Origin of the sequence: Phenylobacterium soli (assembly GCF_003254475.1) — a bacterium.
Taxonomy (GTDB): Bacteria; Pseudomonadota; Alphaproteobacteria; order Caulobacterales; family Caulobacteraceae; genus Phenylobacterium; species Phenylobacterium soli.
Window position 1 is genome coordinate 262,644 of record NZ_QFYQ01000002.1, and the last position, 23,926, is coordinate 286,569.

The 23,926-nt window shown below is 70.6% G+C and carries 32 protein-coding genes; 22 read left to right on the top strand and 10 right to left on the bottom strand.

The features are described from left to right. Positions 1 to 28 precede the first annotated feature (28 nt). Positions 29 to 661 carry a TlpA family protein disulfide reductase gene (locus DJ017_RS18640; protein ID WP_111530397.1) on the bottom strand — a complete coding sequence of 211 codons (633 nt, stop codon included), beginning with the start codon at positions 659 to 661 and terminating at the stop codon, positions 29 to 31. Here DJ017_RS18640 and argH point away from each other — a divergent pair, their 5' ends adjacent. The 9 genes from argH (at position 662) to DJ017_RS18685 (ending at position 7,297) form a co-directional block, all read left to right on the top strand. Continuing rightward, on the top strand, positions 662 to 2,077 hold the full coding sequence (gene argH / locus DJ017_RS18645; RefSeq protein ID WP_111530398.1) for an argininosuccinate lyase: 1,416 nt from the start codon (positions 662 to 664) through the stop codon (positions 2,075 to 2,077). Then, on the top strand, positions 2,074 to 2,307 hold the full coding sequence (locus DJ017_RS18650; protein ID WP_111530399.1) for a hypothetical protein: 234 nt from the start codon (positions 2,074 to 2,076) through the stop codon (positions 2,305 to 2,307). The genes argH and DJ017_RS18650 overlap by 4 nt, the downstream gene beginning before the upstream one ends. 11 nt (positions 2,308 to 2,318) lie before the next feature. Then, positions 2,319 to 2,591, top strand: a complete 273-nt coding sequence (locus DJ017_RS18655; protein ID WP_111530400.1) for a hypothetical protein — start codon at positions 2,319 to 2,321, stop codon at positions 2,589 to 2,591. Beyond that, positions 2,588 to 3,871, top strand: a complete 1,284-nt coding sequence (gene lysA, locus DJ017_RS18660; RefSeq protein ID WP_111530401.1) for a diaminopimelate decarboxylase — start codon at positions 2,588 to 2,590, stop codon at positions 3,869 to 3,871. The genes DJ017_RS18655 and lysA overlap by 4 nt, the downstream gene beginning before the upstream one ends. Positions 3,872 to 3,991: 120 nt before the next feature. Next, on the top strand, positions 3,992 to 4,471 hold the full coding sequence (locus DJ017_RS18665) for an ArsI/CadI family heavy metal resistance metalloenzyme (protein ID WP_111530402.1): 480 nt from the start codon (positions 3,992 to 3,994) through the stop codon (positions 4,469 to 4,471). A gap of 217 nt (positions 4,472 to 4,688) precedes the next feature. Then, a complete protein-coding gene (locus DJ017_RS18670; RefSeq protein WP_111530403.1) occupies positions 4,689 to 5,042 on the top strand; it encodes an ArsR/SmtB family transcription factor in 354 nt (117 codons plus the stop codon). Between the two features lie 2 nt (positions 5,043 to 5,044). After that, on the top strand, positions 5,045 to 5,554 hold the full coding sequence (locus DJ017_RS18675; RefSeq protein ID WP_227000249.1) for an arsenate reductase ArsC: 510 nt from the start codon (positions 5,045 to 5,047) through the stop codon (positions 5,552 to 5,554). Between the two features lie 65 nt (positions 5,555 to 5,619). Next, positions 5,620 to 6,660, top strand: coding sequence for an ACR3 family arsenite efflux transporter (arsB, locus tag DJ017_RS18680; RefSeq protein ID WP_111530540.1), 1,041 nt, complete (start codon positions 5,620 to 5,622; stop codon positions 6,658 to 6,660). Positions 6,661 to 6,739: 79 nt separating this feature from the next. Next, positions 6,740 to 7,297, top strand: a complete 558-nt coding sequence (locus DJ017_RS18685; RefSeq protein ID WP_111530405.1) for a DUF305 domain-containing protein — start codon at positions 6,740 to 6,742, stop codon at positions 7,295 to 7,297. Positions 7,298 to 7,332: 35 nt separating this feature from the next. Here the strand turns inward: DJ017_RS18685 and DJ017_RS18690 are convergent, their stop codons facing one another. The 3 genes from DJ017_RS18690 to DJ017_RS18700 all read right to left on the bottom strand — a co-directional run bounded on the left by DJ017_RS18690 (position 7,333) and on the right by DJ017_RS18700 (position 8,888). Further along, complete coding sequence (locus DJ017_RS18690; RefSeq protein ID WP_111530406.1) at positions 7,333 to 7,635, bottom strand: hypothetical protein; 303 nt, start codon at positions 7,633 to 7,635, stop codon at positions 7,333 to 7,335. Between the two features lie 8 nt (positions 7,636 to 7,643). After that, entirely contained in the window at positions 7,644 to 8,060 is a 417-nt protein-coding gene (locus tag DJ017_RS18695) for a hypothetical protein (RefSeq protein ID WP_111530407.1), read from the bottom strand. A gap of 240 nt (positions 8,061 to 8,300) precedes the next feature. Continuing rightward, on the bottom strand, positions 8,301 to 8,888 hold the full coding sequence (locus DJ017_RS18700; protein WP_111530408.1) for a hypothetical protein: 588 nt from the start codon (positions 8,886 to 8,888) through the stop codon (positions 8,301 to 8,303). A gap of 96 nt (positions 8,889 to 8,984) precedes the next feature. Here DJ017_RS18700 and DJ017_RS18705 point away from each other — a divergent pair, with 96 nt between their 5' ends. The 6 genes from DJ017_RS18705 to DJ017_RS18730 all read left to right on the top strand — a co-directional run bounded on the left by DJ017_RS18705 (position 8,985) and on the right by DJ017_RS18730 (position 14,257). Then, positions 8,985 to 9,197, top strand: coding sequence for a hypothetical protein (locus DJ017_RS18705; protein ID WP_111530409.1), 213 nt, complete (start codon positions 8,985 to 8,987; stop codon positions 9,195 to 9,197). Continuing rightward, positions 9,190 to 10,380 carry a DNA cytosine methyltransferase gene (locus DJ017_RS18710; RefSeq protein ID WP_111530410.1) on the top strand — a complete coding sequence of 397 codons (1,191 nt, stop codon included), beginning with the start codon at positions 9,190 to 9,192 and terminating at the stop codon, positions 10,378 to 10,380. Before DJ017_RS18705 ends, DJ017_RS18710 begins: the two co-directional genes overlap by 8 nt. Beyond that, a complete protein-coding gene (locus DJ017_RS18715) occupies positions 10,377 to 11,237 on the top strand; it encodes a hypothetical protein (RefSeq protein ID WP_111530411.1) in 861 nt (286 codons plus the stop codon). Before DJ017_RS18710 ends, DJ017_RS18715 begins: the two co-directional genes overlap by 4 nt. Positions 11,238 to 11,271: 34 nt before the next feature. Beyond that, complete coding sequence (locus DJ017_RS18720) at positions 11,272 to 11,970, top strand: GIY-YIG nuclease family protein (RefSeq protein ID WP_227000250.1); 699 nt, start codon at positions 11,272 to 11,274, stop codon at positions 11,968 to 11,970. Next, positions 11,967 to 13,463 carry a hypothetical protein gene (locus DJ017_RS18725; protein ID WP_111530413.1) on the top strand — a complete coding sequence of 499 codons (1,497 nt, stop codon included), beginning with the start codon at positions 11,967 to 11,969 and terminating at the stop codon, positions 13,461 to 13,463. Before DJ017_RS18720 ends, DJ017_RS18725 begins: the two co-directional genes overlap by 4 nt. Before the next feature lie 161 nt (positions 13,464 to 13,624). Continuing rightward, positions 13,625 to 14,257, top strand: coding sequence for a hypothetical protein (locus DJ017_RS18730; protein WP_111530414.1), 633 nt, complete (start codon positions 13,625 to 13,627; stop codon positions 14,255 to 14,257). 164 nt (positions 14,258 to 14,421) lie between these two features. On the opposite strand, the gene DJ017_RS18735 is transcribed toward DJ017_RS18730, so the two are convergent. From DJ017_RS18735 to DJ017_RS18750, 4 genes are read right to left on the bottom strand one after another with little or no spacing between them, the layout of a single operon-like run. Beyond that, positions 14,422 to 14,826 carry a hypothetical protein gene (locus tag DJ017_RS18735; RefSeq protein WP_111530415.1) on the bottom strand — a complete coding sequence of 135 codons (405 nt, stop codon included), beginning with the start codon at positions 14,824 to 14,826 and terminating at the stop codon, positions 14,422 to 14,424. 60 nt (positions 14,827 to 14,886) lie between these two features. Beyond that, complete coding sequence (locus tag DJ017_RS18740; RefSeq protein ID WP_133255506.1) at positions 14,887 to 15,402, bottom strand: 2'-5' RNA ligase family protein; 516 nt, start codon at positions 15,400 to 15,402, stop codon at positions 14,887 to 14,889. Further along, positions 15,399 to 15,923, bottom strand: coding sequence for a phosphoribosyltransferase (locus tag DJ017_RS18745; protein WP_111530417.1), 525 nt, complete (start codon positions 15,921 to 15,923; stop codon positions 15,399 to 15,401). The genes DJ017_RS18740 and DJ017_RS18745 overlap by 4 nt, the downstream gene beginning before the upstream one ends. Beyond that, positions 15,916 to 16,977, bottom strand: coding sequence for a DUF3426 domain-containing protein (locus DJ017_RS18750; RefSeq protein WP_111530418.1), 1,062 nt, complete (start codon positions 16,975 to 16,977; stop codon positions 15,916 to 15,918). The genes DJ017_RS18745 and DJ017_RS18750 overlap by 8 nt, the downstream gene beginning before the upstream one ends. Here DJ017_RS18750 and DJ017_RS18755 point away from each other — a divergent pair. From DJ017_RS18755 to DJ017_RS18770, 4 genes are read left to right on the top strand one after another with little or no spacing between them, the layout of a single operon-like run. Next, positions 16,904 to 17,620 carry a cell division ATP-binding protein FtsE gene (locus DJ017_RS18755; RefSeq protein ID WP_227000252.1) on the top strand — a complete coding sequence of 239 codons (717 nt, stop codon included), beginning with the start codon at positions 16,904 to 16,906 and terminating at the stop codon, positions 17,618 to 17,620. The two genes, DJ017_RS18750 and DJ017_RS18755, sit on opposite strands and share 74 nt — an antisense overlap. Continuing rightward, positions 17,617 to 18,507: a cell division protein FtsX gene (locus DJ017_RS18760; RefSeq protein ID WP_111530419.1), complete on the top strand. Its 891-nt coding sequence runs from the start codon at positions 17,617 to 17,619 to the stop codon at positions 18,505 to 18,507. The genes DJ017_RS18755 and DJ017_RS18760 overlap by 4 nt, the downstream gene beginning before the upstream one ends. Beyond that, positions 18,504 to 19,133 carry a YdcF family protein gene (locus DJ017_RS18765; protein ID WP_111530420.1) on the top strand — a complete coding sequence of 210 codons (630 nt, stop codon included), beginning with the start codon at positions 18,504 to 18,506 and terminating at the stop codon, positions 19,131 to 19,133. Before DJ017_RS18760 ends, DJ017_RS18765 begins: the two co-directional genes overlap by 4 nt. 3 nt (positions 19,134 to 19,136) lie before the next feature. After that, positions 19,137 to 19,841, top strand: a complete 705-nt coding sequence (locus DJ017_RS18770) for a lysophospholipid acyltransferase family protein (RefSeq protein WP_111530421.1) — start codon at positions 19,137 to 19,139, stop codon at positions 19,839 to 19,841. Here DJ017_RS18770 and DJ017_RS18775 read toward each other — a convergent pair. Continuing rightward, positions 19,838 to 20,377 (bottom strand): gamma-glutamylcyclotransferase, encoded by a 540-nt coding sequence (locus DJ017_RS18775; protein ID WP_111530422.1) that lies wholly within the window; start codon positions 20,375 to 20,377, stop codon positions 19,838 to 19,840. The genes DJ017_RS18770 and DJ017_RS18775 overlap by 4 nt on opposite strands. 23 nt (positions 20,378 to 20,400) lie before the next feature. On the opposite strand from DJ017_RS18775, the gene DJ017_RS18780 reads away from it, so the two are divergent. Genes DJ017_RS18780 through DJ017_RS18790 form a run of 3 tightly spaced genes read left to right on the top strand, consistent with a single transcriptional unit; the run spans position 20,401 to position 22,995 of the window. Beyond that, complete coding sequence (locus DJ017_RS18780; protein WP_111530423.1) at positions 20,401 to 21,447, top strand: DUF2125 domain-containing protein; 1,047 nt, start codon at positions 20,401 to 20,403, stop codon at positions 21,445 to 21,447. 22 nt (positions 21,448 to 21,469) lie between these two features. Next, the gene (locus DJ017_RS18785) at positions 21,470 to 22,090 is read left to right on the top strand and encodes a class I SAM-dependent methyltransferase (RefSeq protein WP_111530424.1); all 621 of its coding nucleotides are present in this window, start codon (positions 21,470 to 21,472) and stop codon (positions 22,088 to 22,090) included. A gap of 41 nt (positions 22,091 to 22,131) precedes the next feature. Then, positions 22,132 to 22,995, top strand: coding sequence for a Kdo hydroxylase family protein (locus DJ017_RS18790; RefSeq protein WP_165830722.1), 864 nt, complete (start codon positions 22,132 to 22,134; stop codon positions 22,993 to 22,995). Here the strand turns inward: DJ017_RS18790 and DJ017_RS18795 are convergent. Further along, complete coding sequence (locus DJ017_RS18795) at positions 22,992 to 23,909, bottom strand: mitochondrial fission ELM1 family protein (protein WP_111530426.1); 918 nt, start codon at positions 23,907 to 23,909, stop codon at positions 22,992 to 22,994. The two genes, DJ017_RS18790 and DJ017_RS18795, sit on opposite strands and share 4 nt — an antisense overlap. Between the last annotated feature and the right edge of the window lie 17 nt (positions 23,910 to 23,926).

Here is a 23,926-nt window from a genome sequence, read left to right on the forward strand (position 1 = left end):
CCGCTCCCGCCGGGGGACGACGAGGCGGCTAGCCGGCCAGGGCCTTGTCGACGATCTTGCGCGCGCCCTCGCCGGCCCAGTCGGCGTCGGACGACACGCGGCCGCGCTCCAGGCCGTCCTTGCCGAAGATGATCGTCGTCGGCACGCCCTGGGCCGTCGGCTTGATCTCCCACGGCAGCTTGGCCTCCGGGTCGTTGTAGAAGGCGAGCGGCGCCTGGGCGGCGATGAACCGCTTGGCCTCGTCCAGGGCCTCGGGCTTGTCGATGGAGATCGCCACCACCGCCACCGGCTTGCCGGCATATTCCCGGGCGAGCGTCGCGAGGGTCGGCATCTCGATCTTGCAGGGCGCGCACCAGGTCGCCCAGAGGTTGGCCACCACCACCTTGCCCTTGAAGTCGGCCAGGGTGACGTCCTTGCCGCTCGCGTCCTTGAACACATAGGCCGGCGGCGGCTGGCCGTCGGCCGGGTGAGTCAGCTTGCGCAGCGGATCGGACTTGTCGGCCGACGCCGTCGCCGGCTCCGGCCCGGTATGCACCTCCGGCGGCTTTCGCGAAGCCTGCGCCGTGATGTAAAGAACCGCCGCGACGCCGATCAGTGCGGCGCCCCAAAGGGCCCAGGTCAGCATCCGGCCCTTGGGCTTCGCCGTGGATTGATCGCTCATATGACAGACGCTCCCTCTGACGCCCCGAAGTCCCAAAGCGGCCAGGCCATGTGGGGCGGCCGCTTCAGCGAGAAGCCCGCCGAGCTGATGCAGGCGATCAACGTCTCCATCGGCTTCGACAAGCGTCTCGCCGCCCAGGACCTCGCCGGCTCCCGGGCGCACGCGGCGATGTTGCGCAAAGTCGGCGTCCTGTCGAGCGAGGACGAGGCCGCCATCCAGCAGGGCCTCGCCGCCATCGGCGCCGAGATGGACGCCGGGACCTTCCCCTTCCGGGAGGAGTTCGAGGACATCCACATGAACGTGGAGGCCCGGCTGCGCGAGCTGATCGGGCCGACCGCCGGCCGGCTGCACACCGCCCGCTCGCGCAACGACCAGGTCGCCCTCGACTTCCGCATGTGGGTCCGCGAGGCCTGCGAGCGCACCCACGGCCAGATCCAGGCCCTGCAGCGCGCCCTCCTCGCCAAGGCCGAGCAGCACGCCGACGCGGTGATGCCTGGCTTCACCCACCTGCAGCCGGCCCAGCCGGTGACCTTCGGCCACCACATGATGGCCTATGTGGAGATGTTCGGCCGCGACGCCTCGCGCTTCGCCGACGCCCGGGCGCGGATGAACGAGAGCCCGCTCGGCGCCGCCGCCCTCGCCGGCTCGCCCTTCCCCATCGACCGCCACCAGACGGCGCAGGCGCTCGGCTTCGACCGGCCGACCGCCAACTCCCTGGACAGCGTCGCCGACCGCGACTTCGCCCTGGAGTCCCTCGCCGCCGGCTCGATCTGCGCCATGCACCTGTCCCGGCTGGCCGAGGAGATCGTCATCTGGATGACGCCGCAGTTCGGCTTCGTTCGCCTGTCGGACGCCTTCACCACCGGCTCCTCGATCATGCCGCAGAAGAAGAACCCCGACGCGGCCGAGCTCGTCCGCGCCAAGGTCGGCCGGCTGATGGGCGCCTTCACCCAGCTCTCGACCGTCATGAAGGGCCTGCCGCTGACCTACTCCAAGGACATGCAGGAGGATAAGGTCCCGACCTTCGAGGCCTTCGACGCGCTCGAGCTGTCCCTCCTCGCCATGGCCGGCATGGTCGCCGACCTGCAGCCCAATGTGGAGAACCTCGCCAAGGCCGCCGGCTCCGGCTTCTCCACCGCCACCGACCTCGCCGACTGGCTGGTGCGCGAGCTCGGCCTGCCGTTCCGCGACGCCCACCACGTGACCGGCGCGGCCGTGAAGCGCGCCGAACAGCTCGGCTGCGATCTGCCGTCCCTGCCGCTTTCGGAGTTGCAGGCCTTGAACCCGCAGATCACAGAGAAGGTCTACGAGGTGCTGACGCCGGAGGCCTCCGTCGCCAGCCGCAGGAGTTATGGCGGGACCGCGCCCGATCAGGTGCGCGCGCAGGTCCGCCGCTGGAAGGAGATCCTGGGATGAGGTCGCGACCCTTCGCCGGAGCCAAGGCGCTCCTCGTCCTCGGCCTTGCGGCCTTCGCCCTCGGCGGCTGCGGCAAGCTCGGCGATCTGGAGCGCCCGGGCCCGATGTTCGGCCACGCCCCGGCCGGCGCGGCCGAGCGCAACCAGAACCAGGATCCGAACCGCCCCGTTCAGACGGTCGATCCGCGCGACCCGAACACCTCGCCCGCCACGCCGCGCGAACCTCAATAGGAGCGCCCGCCATGAGCCGTCCGAACTCCGCCCTGCTGAGCGGCGCCGCCGTTCTCGCCCTCGCCCTGGCCGTCGGCGCCTGCCAATCGCTTCCGGGAAGCCACGCCGCCCAGTCCCGCCAGCCGGCCGATCCGAACCGCCCGACGCGCACCATCGACCCGCGCGACACCAGCGCCACCCCGGCCCCGCCGCGCACCCTGCCGATCCCCGGGACGGGAAGCGATCCGACCGCCGTGGCCCCGCCCGGCGCTCTGCCCGACCCCTACGCCAACCCGCCGCGATGAACCATTTCGAGCTCCAGGACGGCGAGCTTTACTGTGAAGGCGTCCCCCTCTCCCGCATCGCCCGCGAGGTCGGGACCCCCGTCTACGTCTATTCCTCCGCGACCCTCGAGCGGCACTTCACGGTCATGCGCGACGCCCTGCGCGGCGCCGGACTGAGCAGCGAGAAGTGGGGCGAGCCGCTGATCGCCTTCGCGGTCAAGGCCAACTCCAACGTCGCGGTGCTCAAGACCCTGGCCCGCCTCGGGGCCGGCGCCGACGTGGTCTCCGAGGGCGAGATCCGGCGCGCCCTGGCCGCCGGCGTTCCGCCCGAGCGCATCGTCTTCTCCGGCGTCGGCAAGACCGCCGGCGAGATCGCCTTCGCCCTGGAGACCGGCGTCGCCGAGCTCAACGTCGAGTCCGAGCCCGAGCTGAAGCTGATCGACGAGGTCGCCCAGCGCCTCGGCAAGCGCGCCAAGATCGCGATCCGCATCAACCCCGACGTCGAGGCCGGCGGCCACGCCAAGATCTCCACCGGCAAGGCGGAGAACAAGTTCGGCGTCTCCTTCGCCGAGGCCGAGCGCCTCTACGCCAACGCCTCCAACGCCGTGGGCCTGTCGCCGGTGGGCGTCGCCTGTCACATCGGCAGCCAGATCACCGATCTTGCGCCCATGGAGGCCGCCTTCACCAAGATGCGCGGCATGGTCGAGCGCCTGCGCGGCCAGGGCCTGCACGTCGAGCGCCTCGATCTCGGCGGCGGCCTCGGGGTGCCCTACTTCAACCAGCCCGACCCCCCCGGCCCCGCCGACTACGCCGCCATGATCGGCCGCGTCATGGCCGGCCTCGACATCCAGTTCGCCTTCGAGCCCGGCCGGGTGATCGCCGCCAACGCCGGCGTCCTCGTGGCCGCCGTCCAGCACGTCAACGCACGCCCCGAGGGCCGCCGCTTCCTGGTCCTCGACGCGGCCATGAACGACCTGCTGCGCCCGGCCATGTACGACGCCTATCACGACATCCGCCCCGTGCGGCCGCGCGACGGCGCCGAGGTGGTCTACGACGTCGTCGGCCCGGTCTGCGAGACCGGCGACACCTTCACCCGCGACCGCGCCTTGGCCCCCATGGCCGCCGGCGACCTCCTGGCCTTCATGAGCGCCGGCGCCTACGGCGCGGCCATGTCCAGCGAGTACAACTCCCGCCTCCTCGTCCCCGAGGTCCTCGTCCGCGGCGACCAGTACGCCGTCGTCCGCCCGCGCGAGACCTACCAGGACATGCTCGCCCGCGAACGCCCCGCCCCCTGGCTCTGACCTCCTGAAGTCCTCCCTCTCAGGGGAGCATCTGCGCTCTGCGATCTCGCCCGGCTTGACATTTCGATATTTCTCGAAATATAGAATCTCACATCGCAACGCCCCCAAGGAGGCTCCGCCATGAAGCGCCTGCACCTGCACGTGAACGTGCCCGACCTCGCCCAGTCGATCCGGTTCTACGAGACCCTGTTCGGCGCCGGCCCCACCGTCCGCAAGGACGACTACGCCAAGTGGATGCTGGACGATCCGAAGGTGAACTTCGCCATCTCGGAGCGCGGCCGCGAGGCCGGCCTCGACCACGTCGGCGTCCAGGTCGACTCCAAGGCCGAGCTCGACGCCCTGGCCGGCCGCCTAAAGGCGGCGGGCGAGGCGACCCTCGACCAGACCGCCGCCGCCTGCTGCTACGCCACCTCCGACAAGAGCTGGGTCGAGGATCCCGCGGGCCTGAAGTGGGAGACCTTCTTCACCTTCGGCGAGATCACCGACTACGGGAAGGACGGCGTGCCGGTCCCCGAGACCGTGTCGGCCGGCAGCGCCTGCTGCGGCGCCCCCGCCGCGGCGCCGCAGCCCAAGCCCGTCACCGCCGGCTGCTGCGGCTAGGGTCCGATCGCCTCTCCCGCTCGCGGGAGAGGGTAGGGTGAGGGCCGGCTGGGCTGCCTCCGGATGTCTCGACGAGGCCCTCGACCTGGCATCCGGCGCAGAACCCTCTGCACGGGCCGGCCCTCACCCTGCCCTCTCCCCCGGGCGTCGCCTCGGGGAGAGGGGGCGGGCCCCTCCCGTCACCCGCCCGTCACGAAACTTCGGCTATAGTCGAATCATGGAAACGACATCGGCCGTCGCCGCCCTCTCCGCGCTCGCCCATGAGGGCCGGCTCGAGATCTTCCGCCTGCTGGTCAAGGCCGGCGATCCCGGCATGCCCGCCGGCGAGATCGCCCGCGCCACCGGCGTCCTGCCCAACACCCTGTCCTCGAACCTCGGCATCCTCGCCGGGGCGGGCCTCGTCACCTCCCGGCGCGAGGGCCGCTCGATCATCTACAACGCCGCCTACGACCGGATGCGCGACCTCCTGGCCTTCCTGATGGAGGACTGCTGCGCCGGCAACGCCGCGATCTGCGCGCCGCTCGCGGCCATCGCCGCCCGGCCCTGCAGCGCCGAAGGCCGGAGCTGCTGACCGTGTCGCGCCCGCTCAACGTCCTCTTCCTCTGCACCGGCAACTCGGCCCGCTCGATCCTCGCCGAGGCGCTGATGAACCACCTCGGCGAAGGCCGCGTCCACGCCGTCTCCGCCGGCTCCTTCCCGACCGGCAAGGTGAATGTGAACACCCATCCGATCCTGCGCGCCCTGGGCTTCGACCCCGAGGGCTTCCGCTCCAAGAGCTGGGACGAGTTCGCCGGCGAGGACGCCCCGCCGCTCGATTTCATCTTCACCGTCTGCGACAACGCCGCCGGCGAGGTCTGCCCGATCTGGCCGGGCAAGCCGACCACCGCCCACTGGGGCGTCCCCGACCCGGCCGCCGCCGTCGGCTCGCCCGCGGAGATCGCCGCCGCCTTCGCCGAGACCGCGGCGCGCCTGCGCCGCCGCATCGAGCTCTTCCTCGCCCTGCCGCTCGACAAGCTCGACCGGGCGTCGCTGCAGACCCGTCTCCGCGAAATCGGCCAGGCCGCCGAGCAGGCCGCGTCATGAGCGAGGCTCCCGCGCCCCAGCCCACGCCCCAGGCCGCGCCCCAGCCCGCGCCCCAGCCCGCGCCGATGTCGCGCTTCGAACGCTTCCTCACCCTCTGGGTGGCGCTCTGCATCCTGGCCGGGGTGGTCCTCGGCCAGCTCTTCGCCCCGGCGTTCCAGGCCATCGGCGGACTGGAGATCGCGCAGGTGAACCTGCCGGTGGCCGGGCTTATCTGGCTGATGATCATCCCGATGTTGATGAAGATCGACTTCCGCGCCCTGGGCGAGGTCGGCCGCCACTGGCGGGGCATCGGCGTGACCCTGTTCGTCAACTGGGCCGTGAAGCCGTTCTCCATGGCCGCCCTCGGCGCCTTCTTCATCGGCCACCTGTTCCGCCCCTGGCTGCCGGCCGGCGAGATCGACAGCTACATCGCCGGCCTCATCCTTCTCGCCGCCGCGCCGTGCACGGCCATGGTCTTCGTGTGGAGCAATCTGACCCGTGGCGAGCCGCACTTCACCCTCAGCCAGGTCGCGCTCAACGACGCGATCATGGTGGTGGCCTTCGCCCCGATCGTCGGTCTCCTGCTCGGCCTCTCGGCGATCACCGTGCCCTGGCAGACCCTGCTGCTGTCGGTGGGGCTCTACATCGTCGCGCCGGTGCTGCTCGCCCAGCTCTTCCGGACGGTCCTGCTCCGAGGCGGCGGCGAGGCTCGCCTGGCCGAGGCGCTGCGCCGGATCGGACCAGTGTCCCTGACCGCCCTTCTCGCCACCCTCGTCCTCCTGTTCGGCTTCCAGGGGCGCCAGATCATCGCCCAGCCGCTGGTCATCGCCCTGCTCGCCGTGCCGATCCTGATCCAGGTCTATTTCAACGCCGGCCTGGCCTACCTCCTCAACCGGGCGACCGGCGAGGCGCACTGCGTCGCCGGCCCCTCCGCCCTGATCGGCGCCAGCAACTTCTTCGAGCTGGCCGTCGCCGCGGCGATCAGCCTCTTCGGCTTCACCTCGGGCGCCGCCCTGGCCACCGTGGTCGGCGTCCTCATCGAGGTGCCGGTGATGCTCTCGGTGGTGGCCATCGTGAACGCCAGTCGCCGCTGGTACGAGCGCCGCCCTCTGGCGGAGGCCGCATGAGCCTGCCGCCCGACCTTCCCGAACGCGCATCCGGCCCCGCCACCGCGCGTTAGCGGTTTTGGGGAGACAGGAGCATGCCATGGGCTACGGCCGCTTTGCGGCGATGATCGCGACCTCGACGGTCGTGATGTTCGTCCTGATGTACTTCAACACCTACGCGCTCGAGCACGTGCGCTTCAGCCAGACGCGCCTCTGGATGGCGCTCGTCATGGGCGCGGCCATGGCCGTGATCATGCTCGGCTTCATGTTCGGCATGTACAAGGACAAGCGGCTCAACGTCGTTATCCTGGCGGTCAGCGCCGTGGTCTTCGCCGGCGCGCTCTGGCTGGTCCGCAGCCAACAGACGGTCGGCGACGTGGCCTACATGAAGGCCATGATCCCCCACCACTCCATCGCCATCATGACCAGCGAGCGGGCGCACATCAAAGACCCGCAGGTGCGCCGCCTCGCCGACGGCATCATCGACGCCCAGGTGCGCGAGATCGCCGAGATGGAGCGCGACATCGCCCGCCTGGAGGCCCACCCGCCCCCCGCCGGCGCCGCCGACATCCCCTCCTACCGCGCCCGCGGCGACAAGCCCCCGCCGCCCCAGACCGACCAGGGCGCCGGCATCGACACCACCCGCATCCCCCGCTGAGCGGGGCGTCGCGCGGGCGTCGGCCGGGTCCCGGCTTAGCGGGGCGCCGCCGTCGGCGCGGGCGCCATGACGGTCTGGGTGCAGGTCCGCTTCACGTTGGCCAGGCAGGCGCTGTAGGGCACGAGGCATCGGTCGACCTGCGCGGTCGCGCCGGGGCCGCAGGGCGGGGGGCCGCAACGCGGCGCCTGCGCCTGCATGCAGGCCGCGAGCTGCTCCTGCTGGGCCGGCGTCGCGGTGCGCGCCTGGGCGATCAGGGCGGACGGCCGATGGAGCCCCTGCGCCTGAGCGACGGCCGGCAGCGCGGCGATGAGGGCGGTGGCGATAACGAAGCGAAGCATGTCGGCCCTCACTGCAGATTGTAGTCGTAGTTGGCCGGGGCTTCGACCACCATGAACATGGTCGTCTGGCCTGCACGGTTGTTGTCGCCGACGTTGCCGGGCTGGAACCAGGCGTGGTTCACCGACACCTGCGCATGCGGCGGCACCGTCACGACCGTCCGGACGTCGTCGTTGCATTCGATGAAGCACATGCCGTTGTCGTTCACGCAGACGGAGACATCGTAGGGAACGAGGGTCACCTGCAGCGTCTTGCCGGTATTCCACCCCCGGCTCGTCTCACCCGGCCCGACCAGCTCCTTGTAGTCCCCGGTGTGGGACTGGGCGCAGATCGTGAACGCCGTGTTGTTCTTGATGTTGAAAGCTTCGGCCGGCGCGGCGATGGCCATGGCCGCCAGAGCCGAAAAGGCGATGAACGCGTGCTTCACAGAGGGTCCCCCAGTTGAACAGCCGAGCCTGTTCATAGGGCACGCGTGCAAAGGCGCCAAGCACAACGCCGGATTGCGAATGCGGGCGCCTGGGCGGGGACTCGGCCAACTGCGGCGCGCGGTGGGGCCCCACGATGGGGGCGCGATCATAGGTCTGCTGCGCGCCATGAGCTGACATTGGCGCAAGGGCAGGAAGCAGACACGCCCGACAATCGCCACCCGCGTCGAGGAGCCGATGCCCTAAGCGAGCGCTGCCGCCCGCCGGCTCAGGTGACGCGCCAACGCGACTTCTGCGAACCGGTGCAGATCATAGTCGCTGCGGCCGTAAAGGCGCACCAGACCGCTCACCATGTCCAGTCCAACGTCGGCCGCCTCGGCAATCGCCAGCACCTCAGGGGCGAGGTGACGCGGCAGGTACATGATGATCAGAGGGAAGCGCTCGGCATGCCGTCCGCCGAACCCACCCGCGTTGCAGCTGCTGACCGTTACGGCGCCGAGCGCGGAGAGGGCGAAGGTCGCCGCGATCACTCCGATATCAAGCCCGCAGAAATCCTCGTCCGGCTCCCACACCGCCTCGATTTCCTCGAGGAAGCGCTCCGCCTCCGCCTCCAGATCCGGTGCGGCTGCGAACCGCGCAAACAAAGCCTTCTCGCGTTCGATCACCCTCTCGACCAGATCCCAGCCGATAAAGCGAAGGTCGCGATACTGCTGGTTGCCTTCCAGGCCGTCGTCCTCGCCCGTCTCGGCATCCTCATCGCTCAGCTCGGCCAGCGCGTCAGCATCGAGCGCCCGCACGATCGGCTGCGAATAGGTCCGGCCTTGAAGCATGGCCACCTCCCCTGAACTTGACTCCAGCGCCAGCTAGAACAGAATAAGAACAACAATCCCTCGACGCGGCGCCGCGGTGGCGCCACTCTGGCGCCAATGCTCTCCGATTCGAAAACCTCCACTGTCCGGGCGCTCGACCGCATCAATCTCCGCCTGCCGGTGGAGACCTTCGAGGCCATAGACGAGTCGCGCGCCCTGCGCCCCGGCTCGGTGTCGCGTAACACTTGGATAACCGAAGCCATCGAAGAGAAACTCGCCCGGGATCGTGCGTCGGGCGCCCATCAAGAGGGCCAGCGGCGCAATGCCTAGCTTCTATGAGTTCTTCGCCGGCGGCGGCATGGCCCGGGCCGGTCTGGGTGGCGGCTGGACGTGCCTGTTCGCCAACGACTTCGATCACAAGAAGGGGGTCACCTATCGCGACAACTGGGGCGAGGGCGAACTCAAGGTGGGCGACGTCGGCCAGGTTAAGACGGCGGACCTGCCGGGCCTCGCCGACCTCATCTGGGGATCCTTCCCCTGCCAGGACCTGTCGCTCGCGGGTGGCGGGGCCGGCCTGAAGGGCGAGCGCTCGGGCACCTTCTATCCGTTCTGGGGCGTGGTGAAGGCGCTGATCTCGGAGGGCCGTGCGCCCAAGATCATCGCGCTCGAGAACGTCTGTGGGACCCTCACCTCGCACGGGGGCCGTGATTTCGAGGCAATCTGCAAGACCTTCGCCGACGCGGGCTACCGCTATGGGGCGCTCGTCATCAACGCCTCGCTGTTCGTTCCGCAATCGCGGCCGCGGCTGTTCCTGATCGGCGTGCGTGAGGATGTCGCCATCGGTGCGGCCCTCACCTCTTCGGGCCCCATCGCGCCGTTCCACACGCTGGGACTGCAACGGGCGTTCGAGCGAGTCGGCAAGTCCGCGCTGAAGCGGATGATCTGGTGGAACATCCCGACGCCGGCGCGTCGCAACCTGACCTTCGCCGACGTCATTGAGGAAAATCCGACGAGCGTCTCCTGGCATTCGGCGTCCGAAACCAAGCAGCTCCTGGCGATGATGTCGCCGATCAACCGCGACAAAGTGAAGGCGGCCCAGCGCGCCGGGCGGAGGATGGTGGGCGGGGTCTACAAGCGCACCCGCGTCAACGAGAAAGGCGTCAAGGTGCAGCGGGCCGAGGTCCGCTTCGACGACGTCGCCGGCTGTCTGCGCACGCCCGCGGGCGGCTCCAGCCGACAGGTCATCCTGGTGGTGGACCGGGAGAAAGTTCGAAGCCGACTGATCTCGGCGCGCGAGACAGCGCGGCTGATGGGGCTGCCCGACGACTACAAGCTGCCCAAGAACTACAACGAGGCCTACCACCTCACGGGCGACGGGGTGGCCGTCGACGTGGTCCGGCACCTGGCCGAGCACATCTTCGAGCCGCTGCTGACCGCCGCGGAGCAGGCTGCGACGGCGGACCCCGATACGGCCGAGCCCGAGGCGGCGGATCTGGAGGCGGCGGCCGCGTGAGCGTGATCCCCTGCGAGCAGGATCCTCGGCTGCGCGCCGAGATCGATCGGTTCGCCGAGGCGCTCAGGACGCAGGCGCACCTGCTCGGCGATCATGGTCTCGATGAGGAGAGCTTCTACGCTTCGCCCATCCTCCGCGGCGCCATCGAAAAACTGCGAGGCGAGTTCTCGGCCACCCAGCGGGGCAAGCAGGAGTTCTCGCGTCACGTCCTCAACCACATGGAGGACCGCGGCCTCATCGCCGGATGGGAGAAGGCCAAGGGGGGCGCACGCAACGACTTCTACGTGCGGCTGAACAGCGGCCGGCTGGCGGTGATCGACCAAAAGGGCTGCCTGGACGGCGCCAACACCAACATCTTCGAACGGCCGCCGGAGGCTGATGAATTCGTCACCTGGAGCCTGTGCACCAACACAGGGGCCGATCCCCGCCGGAACGCCTGGTCCGGCATTCACACCCGGCTGAGCGCCGAGATGATCAGCCGCAACCAGCGCGTCGATGGCGTAGTGATCTGGGACATGATTTGCGGCTCCATCGGGCGCCCCTGTCCCAAGCTCTCGCGCTTCGGCGAGCCGATACGACTGACCTCGCTCGGTCCGTTCAACACTCCGCCGCCCTGCATCTACGTGCTTCCGGCGCACATCCCTTCCCTGGCGCGTCCCGCGGTCCGGGCGCAGCCCCTCGCCGGCGTCGAGCTCCTGCACGCCTTCCATCTGGCCTTCGCCGGACGCGATGACGAGGTCAACTTCGTGGATTTCGAGCTCGCCGAGGCCGGCGACGAGATCCTCCGCCGCACCATGATCTGGCGCGCCGGCGTGCTGCAGCACGCCTCGGATATGACGGCCATCCGGCGTGTCTGATCCCGGCGGGCTATTCGGTCGCGATCCTGACGCGGTGAACTTCCCGCCGTTCGAGACTGAGGACCTGCGCGCCAACCTTAGCCGCCTTCTGGACACCTCGTTCGCCGCCAGCGCCGACGCTGCCGCCATGCCGGTCGGCAACTACCGTTGGGGCGTCTACGCCTTCTTCGACTACGACGGCGAGCCGATCTACGTCGGACAGACGAACGAGCGACTGCGCACCCGGATTCGTCGCCACCTCACCAACCAGCGCACGGACGCGGTGGCCATGTCGGTGCTCGACCCCTTCGAGGTGTTCGAGATCGAGGTCTGGCCGCTGCCGCAGTATCAGGAGGCGAGCCGGAGCGACCTCGGCGCGCGCCAGCATCTCGACGCGCTGGAGCGGCTGATCACCGAGCAGGCGGTCGCGAACTCGCATTTCCACGCCATCCTGAACGAGAAGGATCCGCCGCCGGGTCGGCTCGCCGTCGAGGCGCCGGCCTCCGTCCGAGGCCGGATCGTTTCGGAGCGGGTCTTCGAGCTTCGTTCACATCCTGATTTCCGGATCGCCCGACGCGCCTTGATCCTCGCCCGCCTCGCGCAGGTCATTTCGGAGCGGAAGGTGCAGGGCGGACTTCGGCGCGTACTGCTGACCCAGGCCAAGCGTCTTCAGTGGCTCGCCGGCCGGCGATACGAAGCGCTCGGAGGCGCCGCGTCGGTCGCCGACGAGGCGGAGGCCGAAGACGAGGGATGAGCCGCACGCGCAAGCGCCTCATCGTCGATTTCGACGAGGACCTGCCCGAGCACCTCGACGAGCTCCCGGTCGGCGGCCTGGACCTGGTGCTCGTACGCTTCCGCTACCGGTTCATCGGCAGTTCGAACTCATACCTCGACGTCGCGACAGACCTTCTCGAAGCGTCCTGGATTGCTGAAGTTCTGGGTGCCCACGCGCGACGGATGCGGCTCTGGATGGGCCGGAGCGCCTTCCACCCGAGCCTCACGATCGCGCTTGGCGGACCTCAACCTGGTCTCGGCCGCGCCATCCAGGACGCCGTCCTTCTGTGGCGGGACAGCGACGACGACGAGCCGGTCGACGCCGAGCGCGTTGACGCCGAGCGCGTTGACGCCATTCGCGAGCGGGTGGCCGACTACGAGGACCGGATCCACGAGCTACGGCTGCGGGCGCCCGGACTCGCCGGCGACTACCTGGCGAACCTGGTCATCTCCTATAGCGAATCCCACTCGGAAGCCCCGGAGTACATGCGGGCGCAGTACGCGAAATTCCCCGAGCGGCGCCTGGGGTACTTCCGGAGCCCCAGCAGCTGGAGGTTTGGCGGCGACTGCTATTCGTCGGGCGACGGCTGGATCCTGGACCGCGCCGTCGACCTCGACCGCTTCTTCACGCTCACCCACCAGACTTATCGTAGGTCCGGCTTCCGGCCTGCGCAGATCGTCTCGCTCGGGCGAGAGTGCGTCGCCCTTGCCAAGGGACTCCTCGTCCAGTTTCCGCTGGACCGATATGTCCGCTCGCAGACCGCCGCGCGCTTGGCGCGCGATCCCCACGACGAGCCCTGGCACGAGGATCCGTTCGCCTGGCGCGCGGAGGATGATGCGGGGCCGTTTCCGCGGACCGCCTGCTATGTGCATAGCAGCGGGGCCCTGTGCATCGTGGAGGACGCCCACGTCCTCCACCTCCTCTACGACACCAAGGCGCTTAACAGCGCGCAGGCCGAGCGCTTCCTCAAACTCGCAGCGCAGCTGCAGACCGAGTTTGTTGACGCCTCGGGCCTTGCGGCGCCGATCGCCTGCGACTGGACCGCTCTGGACGACAGCCGCTTCGAAGATCTCTGCTACGACGTCATCCGCGCGCACCCGATGTTCGATCCGAACACTATTCGCAAACTCGGCAAGACCCGGTCGCGCGACGGGGGTCGCGACATAGAAGTGCACGAGCGCCGCCGCGGCGAGCGGCGAACGCCACGCAAGTGGATCTTCCAGTGCAAGCTCGTGACCGACGGATCCTCGTTGGGTGCCCGCCGCGTTCTCGACGTCGGCGACATGCTCGATCAGTTCAAGGCGAACGGCTTCGGCGTGATGACCTCCACCGCGATCGACGCGACCCTCTACGACAAGCTATCAGCGGTGTGCGCCGCCAGGCAAATCCGCGAGATGCACTTCTCCGTTCTGGAGCTCGAGCGCGTGCTGGCTGAAGCGCCTGCGCTCCGCCGCCGCTACTTCCCGACTTAGGCGTCAAGCAGCGCCGCCCCGGAAGCGGACCTTTCCAAAGTCAGCTAAGCGTCACAAGCGGCCTCCCGGATGCGAGCTGAGGCCGATCTCCGTCTACGGGCATCTGCGTTTCCGCGGTTTTCCCTTGACCGCGGCCGCGCCGCATGTTCTCTTTTTGTTCTATGACATCCGTCGCCGAAATCGTCGCCCAGCAGGAGGAGGGCCTGGCCCTGCTCTTTGAGCGGGGGCTGGAGCTGGCCCTTCAGGTCCAGGCCGACGCCATGGCGGCCGGGACGCCCGACGAGCGCGCCCGCCTGGCGCTGTCCTTCCAGCGTCTGTCGCGCAGCGTGCGCCAGACCGCCGCCCTGCGGACCAAGCTCGCCGCCGAGGCCGGCCGGGCCGAGCGCAGCGAAGGGGCCGAGGTCATCCAGCTTCACAAGGTGCGCGTGGAGCGGCGCAAGGACGAGGTCCGCGCCGCCGTGCGCCGGCTGATCTGGACCGAGGCCGAGGGCGAGGCGATGGCCGAGGACCTCAAGGGCGACCTCGAGGATCTGCTCGAAGGCGAGGGCCTGTCCGAAGCCTTCGCCAGCGAGGCCCTGGAAACCCAGGTCCAGCGCATCCTGGACATGCTGGGCATCGTTCCGCCCGGGCAGGGGGGCGAACAGGCGATGCCGACGGAGGGGGTCGAAGCCTGCGAGCCCGACCGCCCTGCCCCTCAACCCCCGCTCCGCGACAGCTCCCCCTCAGGGGGAGCATTGGAGGGAGAATCCTTCCCGCGCGACAATCGCGACGACGGCTACTGGAACTCGACCTGAGCCGCGCCGAAGGCGCACTCGAGGAACCACGAAAGACACGAAAACCACGCAACCGGCGCGGCCGATCGGTCCGGGCCGCGCCTCCGCGCGCCCACCCTTTCGCGTCCGTCGCCTTTCGTCTCTTTCGTGTCTTTCGTGTCTTTCGTGGTCCCGTGGTCCCGCGCCTACTGGTCCGCGCAGGTCTCCGGGTTCACCGCCTTGACCGCCGACCGCGTCCAGGTCCCGTTCACCTTGACGAACTGGGCCGCGGCCGAATGGGGCTCCTCGCCGCCGCGCTCGTCGAAGCCCGACCACGTCATGTGCGCCACCAGCTTGGCGCTCACCCCCTGCGAGGTCTCCGGCGGGGTGATGTTGCGCTGCGCCTTGCACGAGACCTCGAACATCTCGCACTTCGCGCCGGCCGGGGCGCTGCGGCAGGAGGCGTCGCCGGCCGACAGGTCCGTCTTCCAGGCGCGGATCGCGTCGTCGAGCCCGGCGTAGGGATCGCCGCCGCCGGCCGGCTTGCCGCCGCACCCGGCCAGGGCGAGACCCGCCGCCACCGCCACCACCCCCGCAAAGACCTTGTTCACCGGCTCATCGCTCCGTTCGTCAGCAAGAACGCCGCTCTTGGCCAAACCGCTGCGGCAGCACTATGGCGAAGCCAGCAGGAAGCGGTCCACCTCGCGCCAGCGCCGCCGCACGGTGGTGAACAGCGCCACCGCCTCCACCTTCACCCGCACCGGCGTCGCGAACCGGCGCCGCAGCTCCGGCTCGAGGGCGCCCATCTCCAGCCCCTCGCCCTGGGCCACCGTCACGTGCGGGATGATGGTGTCGAACTGGCCGCGGTAGGGCGGATAGGCGGGGAAGGCCGCCACCATGGCCTCGACCATGGCGGTCACCGCCTCGGCCGGGTCGGGCGCCAGCCACAGGGCCTCGGGGAAGCGGCCGATCCGCGAGAAGCTCAGCTCGAAGGCTTCGAAGCCGCGGAACACCTCGGCGACCTTGCCCCGCTGGGTCGGGCCGATCGTCACCGGGTCCATGAACGGGTAGAGCACGGTGAGGTGCGCCGGCATCCCCTGGCGGAACGCCGGGTCGTGGCGGGCGCGCATGTCGTCGATCAGCGGCGCCAGTTCGGGGACCAGCAGCACCAGTCCCGAAGAGCTCAATCCATGGCTCCGACGAACGGCAGGCCGCGATAGGCGCCCGCCGCGTCCATGCCGTAGCCGACGAGGAAGCGCGCCGGCGCCTCCCAGCCGACGAAGTCGGGCTCCATGGCCCGCGGCGTCGGCCAGGGCTTGCGGGCGAAGACCGCGGTCAGCACCTCGCTGGCGCCGCTGTCGCGGACCAGCCGGGCGGCCTCGGAGAGCGACAGGCCGGTGTCGAACACGTCGTCGACGATCAGCGCCTTGCGGCCCACCACCGGGCGCTGCAGGTCGGCGCGCACCTCGCAACGGCCGGCGCTCACCCGCTCGTCGCGGTAGGAGGCGAGCCACAGGGCGTCGAAGCGCACGTAGCGGCCGAGCCGGGCCAGGGCCCGCATCAGGTCCGAGCAGAACCACAGGCCGCCGGTCAGCAGGCAGACCACCACCGTCTCGTCGTCGGTGCGCGGCGCGATCGCCTCGGCCATGGCGGCGACGCGGGCGGCGACCTCGGCCTCGCTGAGCAGGACCTCGGCCGGCTCAGCCATGTTCGCCGGGCAGGCTGGCGGGCGTCGCGTCCGGCAGCGGCTGGGCCTCGACCGGCGCGGGGCCCTCCGGCGCGGGGCCCTCCGGCGCGGCCGGCGCCGGGCCGGCGGCGGCGCGCTGCGGGCTCAAGTCGAACACCACCTCGAGGTCGCGGGCGTTGGACGGCGGGTCGGAGATGGCGATGGCGAAGTGGCGCACGGCCCCGGCCGGCACCCGGGCGTCCACCGGCCGCACCACCTTGGCGGCGACCGCCTTGCCGTCGCGACCGAGCAGGTTGACGCGCAGCGGCGGCGCCTCGACCGCCTCGCCCTTGACGTTGCGGATCGAGCCGGTGACCGACAGCACCGGCCGCCCCCCGAGGAAGGTGGGCTCGGCCTTCACCTCCTCGATCACCAGGCCGACGCTGTTCACCGGCAGGCCGAGGCCGGCATAGGCCGCCTGGCTCTGCGGCACGAGCTTCACCACCTGGCCACGGAAGGCGATGGCTCCGGCCACCAGCGCCACGACCACCGCGGCCATGGAGGCGAGCAGGGCGACCCGGCCTCGGGCCTCGTTGCGCGGCGGCGGTGCGGCGGGCCGCGGCCTGGGCGCGATCTCGGGCTCCGGCTCGGCGGCGGCCTCCGCGCCGGCGGCGTCGGCCTCCGGCTCCACGGCGACGATCTCGACGTCCTCGGGCGCAAGCTCGTCCGCGGCCGCAGGCTCGCTCGGCTCGGCGGCGGCCTCGACGGGCGCAGGCTCCGGCTCGGCGGCCGGCGACGGCGCCGGCTCATCGGCCGGCGCCTCTTCCTCGATGATCGCGGTCGGCTCGTTGCGGGCTTCCCAGCGGGCCCCGCAGTTCGAGCATTTGACCATGCGTCCCGCCTTCGGGATGCGCGAGTCATCCACGAAATAGCTGGTGTCACACTCTGGACAGGTCAGTATCATTCGAGGCGAATCGGACGCTTCCAGCAACCCTGCTCCGAGGTCGCCGATTTCGGCCTCCATGTCCAGAAACCCGAACGCCGCTGCGGTCTTCTCCGCCGACGACGAGATCGTCCGCTTCGACGGCGTCACCATGCGCTACGGCGATGGCCCCGACGTGCTGCGCGACCTGAGCTTCGCCCTCGCGCCCGGCTCGTTCCACTTCATCACCGGGGCGTCCGGCGCCGGAAAGACCAGCCTTCTCCGTCTGATCTCGCTGGCCGCCCGGCCCAGCGAGGGCCGCGTCGCGGTGTTCGGCCAGGACGTCAGCCACGCCGGCCCCAAGGCCCGCCCGGCGCTTCGCCGCCGCATCGGCGTGGTCTTCCAGGAGCTCTTGCTCCTCGATCACCTTTCCGTTTTCGACAACGCCGCCCTGCCCCTGCGCATCTCCGGCCGCCGCCCGTCGGAGTACCGGGCCGACGTCGCCGAGCTGCTGACCTGGGTGGGCCTCGGCCAGCGCATGGACTCCATGCCCTCGACCCTGGCCGGCGGCGAGCAGCAGCGCCTGGCCATCGCCCGCGCCGTCGTCAACCGGCCCGAGATCCTCCTCGCCGACGAACCCACCGGCAACGTCGACCACGAGATGGCGCTGCGCCTCTTCCGGCTGTTCGTCGAGCTGAACCGACTCGGGACCACCGTGCTCATCGCCACTCACGACCAGGACCTCGTCGCCCGCTCCAACAAGCCGCTGATGCATCTCGAGCGCGGTCGCCTGCACCTGAGGCCCGCGCCCCTATGAGCGCCTTCGACCCCGCGCGCTGGCGGCCCGCGCCGCTGCTGCCCCGCGACGGCGGCCGGTCCGGCTCGCTGCTGTTCGTGGTCGCGGTCCTCTGCTTCCTGGCCTGCCTGACCGCCATCGGCGTGCTCGCCTCCGACCGCGCCGCCCGCGGCTGGGTCGGCCAGCTCGGCGGCGAGGCGACCGTCATCGTGCGGCCCAAGCGCGGCGAGACGCCCGACGCCGCCGCCGCCCGCGCCGCCGAGGCCCTGGCCGGCGCGCCCGGCGTCACCGAGGCCCGCGCCCTCGAGCCGCAGAAGGCCTACGACCTCATCCGCCCCTGGCTCGGCGACATTACCGACCTCGAGGACCTGCCGGTGCCGCGGCTCGTGACGGTCGTCCTGGACCCGAAGGCGCCGGCCACCGCGCCGCGCCTCGCCCAGGCCCTGAAGGCCCAGGATATCGACGCCTCGGTCGACGACCACAGCGTCTGGATCAAGGACATCGAACGCTCCGCCAATCTCGCCCGCGGCCTCGGCGCGGCGGTGTTCGCCCTCATCGCCCTCGCCGCCGGCGCGGTCATCGCCTTCGCCACCCAGGCCGGCCTGGCCGCCCGTAAGGACGTCGTCGAGGTGCTGCACCTCTCCGGCGCCGAGGACAGCTACATCGCCGGCCTCTTCCAGCTGAAGTTCGCCCGCACCGCCGTGGTCGGCGGGGTGATTGGCGCCGGCGTCGCCGCCGTCCTGGGCGCCGGCCTGCGCCTCGCCGGCGGGACCCAGGGCCTGACCCCCGCCCTGCCCATCGCCTGGAGCGACCTCGCCGTGGTGCTGGTCTGCCCCCTGGCCGCGGCCCTCGTCGCCGCGGTCGCCGCCCGGCTCACCGCCTCGGCCCTGATCCGGGACATGGAATGAGAAGCGTCGCCCTCTTCCTGGTGGTCGCGGTGATCTGGGTCTCCGGGCTCCTGGCCTTCGCCGCCCGGGTGCAGCAGTCGACCCCTGCGCCCTCGCCCGAGCCGGCCGACGGCGTGGTGGTGCTGACGGGGGTCAGTTCGCGCGAGCGCATCGGCGCCGGCGTCGGCCTGCTCTCCGACGGCTACGGCAAGCGCGTCCTGGTCTCCGGCGTGAACCGCGAGCTGACCCGCGAGGACATTCGCAACGTCACCCCGGCGGTCCGCAAGCTCTACGACTGCTGCGTCGACCTCGGCTTCAGCGCCCTCGACACGGTGGGCAACGCCCGCGAGACGGCCGACTGGTCGCGCGCCATGCGCTACAAGAGCCTGATCGTGGTCACCGCCGACTACCACATGCCCCGCGCCATGCTGGAGCTGCGCGCCGTGCTGACCCCCCAGGGCGTGGATCTGCAGCCCTATCCGGTGGCCACCTCGGCGCTCAACGCCAAGCGCTGGTGGCGCTCGCCCGGCGGCGCGCGGTTGATGGTGACGGAGTATTCCAAGTATCTGGCGATCCTCGGCCGCGAACTGGTCCTGAGTCTCGGTCCCAAGGACCGCGCCCAGACCGCGGCGCTTCAGAAGGGCTGATCTTTGATCGCCATCCGCTCCTTCCTGTACGTCGCGTTGTTCTACCTGTGGACCGCGGTGGTCGCGATCGGCTGCACGCCGATCCTGCTCGGCCCGTCGAGCTGGACGCTCGGCATGTTCCACTTCTGGGGCCGCGGCGTTGTGGGCCTGCTCGCCGTCTGCGGCATCAGGGTCGAGGTGCGCGGGCGTCAGTACATCCCCACGGGCCCGGCGATCGTCGCGCCCAAGCATCAGTGCATGCTCGACGTCTTCGCCCAGTTCACCTGGCTGCCGGCCTCGGTCTTCGTGATGAAGAAGGAGCTGAACTGGATCCCGTGGTTCGGCTGGTACGCGGCCAAGGTCGGCGCCATCGACATCGACCGTGGCGCCGGGGCGAGCGCGCTCAAGAAGGTGGTCCGCGAAGCCAAGGTCCTGTTCGCCCGCGGCCGCCAGGTGGTGATCTTCCCGGAAGGCCATCGCGGCGAGCCGGGCGTCGCCGGCGACTACAAGCCGGGCGTCGCGGCGCTCTACCGCGAGCTCGAGGTGCCGGTCTATCCGGTCGCCACCAACTCCGGCGTCCACTGGCCGGCGCACGGCTTCATCCGCCGGCCGGGCGTCATCGTCTTCGAGTACCTGGAGCCGATCCCGCCGGGCCTCAAGCGCGCCGAGTTCATGCGTGTGCTTGAAGAGCGGATCGAGACCGCCTCCAACAAGCTGCTGACGCTCTAGCCGGCGGCCAGCTCGCGCGCCTCGACCATGCCGAGCAGGGTCTCCATGGCGTGGTCGCGAATGCCTTCCTCGCGCAGGTGGCCGACGAGGTCGCGCAGGTAGTCGACGTTGCGACCCGAGAGGCCCGTGGCGCCGGCGATCAGCTCCGCCTGCCGCTGCAGGCCCAGGGCGCCGGCCCACTGCGGGTGGCGCACGTCGGAGAGGAAGACCAGCGCCTCCTCCCTTCGGCCGTCCGCCAGCCGGACCGCCCGCCTCGCCTCGACATAGGTCTCGGTCGGCTGCTCACGCTCGATCAGATAGGCGTAGACCTCCGGCCAGTCGGAGTCCTCGACCCGATAGGCCATGCCGCGCACCGCGCCGCCGGGCGCGAGGCCGAGCACCAGCCCCGGCCGCTCGTAGGTGCCTCGGTGATGGACCGAATAGATGCAGAAAGCCCGCCTGCGTCCGTGTAGGGTCGCGGCCGCTCGTTCGGCGTAGGGGAACCCCGGCCGCCACATGAGCGAGCCGTATCCGAACACCCAACGCGTCTCCGCCATCCGTCCCCCGCAAAGCCTTGCCCATGTCTCTGCCCGATCCCGCCGCGCCTCGCAAACACAGCCGCCTCGGCCTCTACATCCCCTTCGGCCTGCTCGCGGTCGGCGCGCTCGCCTGGTCGGCGATGTGGCTCTGGGCCAAGGGCCAGGCCGCCCAGCAGATGGACGCCGCCGTCGCCGATCTCAAGCGCGCGGGCTACGAGATCAGCTGGTCCCAGCGCGAGATCGGCGGCTACCCCTTCCGCATGGACGTGACGCTCACCGACGCCCGCGTGCGGGAGCCGTCGGGCTGGGCCCTGCAGTCGCCGCGGATCGAGGCGGAAGCCTACATGCACGCGCTCGGCCACTGGATGATCGCGGCGCCGCAGACGATCACCTTCGTGCGGCCCCAAGGCGGCCCGGTGCAGGTCTCAGGCAAGGTCATCCACGCCGCGGTCTTCGACTTCAAAAACCGGCCGCCGAGCTTCGACTTCGAGGGCGTGGGGCTGGCGTTCCAGCCCGCTCCGGGCGCCCGGCCCTTCTTCCTGTCGAACGCGGAGCGGGTGGAGTTCCACCTGCGCGGCAACAGCGCCATCGACGAGGGCCTCGTCTCCCTGGAGGTGAAGAACGGCAAGGCGCAGCTGTCGGGCCTGTTCGCCCGCATCGCCGCCGACAAGCCGATCTCGATCCAATGGCAGGCGACCCTCACCAAGATGAGCGCCTTCACGGGCTCCGACTGGCCGGGCGCGGTGCGGCATTGGACCGACAACGGCGGCAAGATGCAGCTGCGTCAGGGCGGAGTGACCGCGGGCGAGGCCCTGATCGGTGCACAGGGCGGCGATCTCACCGTCGGTGAGGACGGACGGCTGCGCGGGTCGCTGAAGGTCAGCCTGCGCCAGGCGCCGCGGGCGCTGACCGCCATGGGCCAGACCGGGACCATCCCGCCGGAGACGGCCCAGGCCGCCGCGGACGTCGCCCAGGCGCGCGAAGGGCCTGACCAGGTGGCGCACGCGACGCTGGACTTCCAGGCTGGCCGGACCACACTGGGTCCCGTCGCCATCGGGCCCGCGCCGAAGGTCTACGAGGCGCACTGAACCGAACCCGGGGGGGATCGCCATGGCTTCGCTCTACGACCGCTTCATCCTGCCGAAGCTGCTCACCTGCGCCTGTTCGTCGCCGCCGATGATGAAGCAGCGCACCAAGGTCGTGCCCAAGGCCGAGGGCAAGGTGCTGGAGCTCGGCATCGGCATGGGCCTGAACCTGCAGTACTACGACCCCAAGAAGGTCACCGACGTCATGGGCGTCGATCCCTCGCCGGAGCTGCGCGAGATCGCCCAGAACGCCGCCCACGACCCGGCCCTGAAAGTGCACGTCGAGAACGGCACGGCCGAGGCCCTGCCCTTCGCCGACAAGAGCTTCGACACCGTGGTCTGCACCTTCACGCTCTGCTCGGTGTGCGCGCCGGAGAAGGCGCTCGCCGAGGCGCGGCGCGTGCTGAAGCCCGGCGGCCGGTTCCTCTATTGCGAGCACGGCCTCGCGCCCGATCCCGGCGTCGCCAAGTGGCAGCGGCGGATCGAGCCCATCTGGAAGCGCATCGCCGGCGGCTGTCATCTCACCCGGCCGGTGACCAGCGCCATCAAGCAGGCCGGCTTCAAGATCGACCAGGTCGACAGCATGTACGTGCCCAACACGCCGCGGTTCGCCGGCTGGAACGAATGGGGCGTGGCGCGGCCCTAGGCCCTCTCGCGGCGGGGCCGGCAACGCCCTATCCTAGAGCCATGTCCGCCGCCCCCTCTTCGCCCGTCGCCACCCTGAGCCGCCAGGCCGCGCCGAAGGACGCCGCGCGCCTGCTCGAGCATGGCTCGGTGGTCCTCATCCCCGACCTCGACTTCGACATCGCCGGCTTCGAAGGCGCCATGTACGCGGAGGTCTCCGACGCCGGGACCAAGAACGTCAGCTACAACCCTGCCACGGGCGAACTGAAGGGCACGACGGCCGAGGGGCCGGTGCGCGATCAGCTCACGGAGATCGTCGCCCGCTATTCGACGTGGGCGACCGACCTCGTGCGCGAGGTGCTGCCGGCCTATGCGGATGGCCTGCAGATCGGCCGCACCAGCTACCGCCCGCGCGCCGCCGACCACAATCTCTCCAAACGCAAGGACGACCGGCGCCTGCACCTCGACGCCTTCCCGGCCAACCCGGTCCAGGGCCGGCGGATCCTGCGCGTCTTCCGCAACGTGAATCCCAACGGCGAGGCCCGTCACTGGCGCGTCGGGGAGCCCATGGCCGACCACGCCCAGCGTTTCCTGCCCAGGACCCATGGCATGGCGCCGGGCCAGGCGATGCTGATGAGGACGCTCGGCCTGACCAAGGGCCGGCGGACCGCCTACGACAACCTCATGCTGCAACTCCACGACCTCTCGAAGGAAGACGACGCCTATCAGGCCGATGCGCCCTGCGAGCACGTCAGCTTCCCGCCGGGCGCGACCTGGATGGTGTTCACCGACGGCGTAGTGCATGCCGCCATGGGCGGGCGCTACGCCTTCGAGCAGACCTTCTATGTGCCCGTGTCGGCGATGGTCGATCCCCCCGCCTCGCCGCTCAGGACCCTCGAGCGGCTCACCGGCAAGGCCCTGGCCTAGCGCCGGGCGGCCAGCAGCTTCTTCACCGCCGCGGCGGCTTCGGCGGTCGCGTCCAACGCCGGGCGCGGCCTGGGCTCGGAGACCTCGCCATCGAACCAGCGGGCGAGGCCGCGCTCGTTCAGCTTTTCGACGAAGCCCACGTGCCGCTTGCGCAGATTGCCGGCGAACACCTCCACCGGCTTGGTGGTGGCGAGCGCCTCCGAGATCATCGAAACCGAATCGCCGGTGATCACGAACCGGTCCGCGCGCGCCAGGACCCCGAGGTAGGGATTGTCGCCGCTGCGGTCCCAGGCCCACAGGCCCGGATCACTGCGGCCGGCTTCGACGAACACCTGCAGAACCTCGTCGGGCGTGCGGCGCGAGGGCACGATCACGGCGCCTGCGCCAGTCTTGGCGCGCAGGGCGGCGAGCCGCGCGATCAGCTCGCGGGCCTCCGCCCCGGCGAAGGCGCTATGGCGGGTCGGCCCACCGAGCAGGACGCCGATCAGCGGCCGCGGCAGGGCCGAGAGCCGCGCCTCCCAGTCGCCGTGCGCCTGTGACAGCCGCTCGGGCGTCATGTCGTGCAGGGTGGTGAGCACCTTGAGGACCTTCGGGCCCTTGATGTCGTCGTGCTCCATGGCGACCACCAGATCGAAGTCCCGGAGCGAGGTGAGCGGGTCCTGGAGGTGGACGAGGAGCGGCTTGCCGCCAGCCTGCTTCTTCACGGCGAGGCCCAGGATGGCCGAGCGGCGGCCGCAGGTGACGATGACGTCGGGCCAGGGCGGATCCAGGGTGTCGCCGGCCTCGGCGTCGGCGCCGTTCAGCACGCCCGGCCAGCGCGCCGGAAACCAGCGCCACGGCGGGCGCATGACCACCACCTTCTCGACGACCTCGTCGGCGACGGCCTTGGCGAGACCGCGGGCCTGGGTGCGCATGCCCGCCTCGCCGGTGG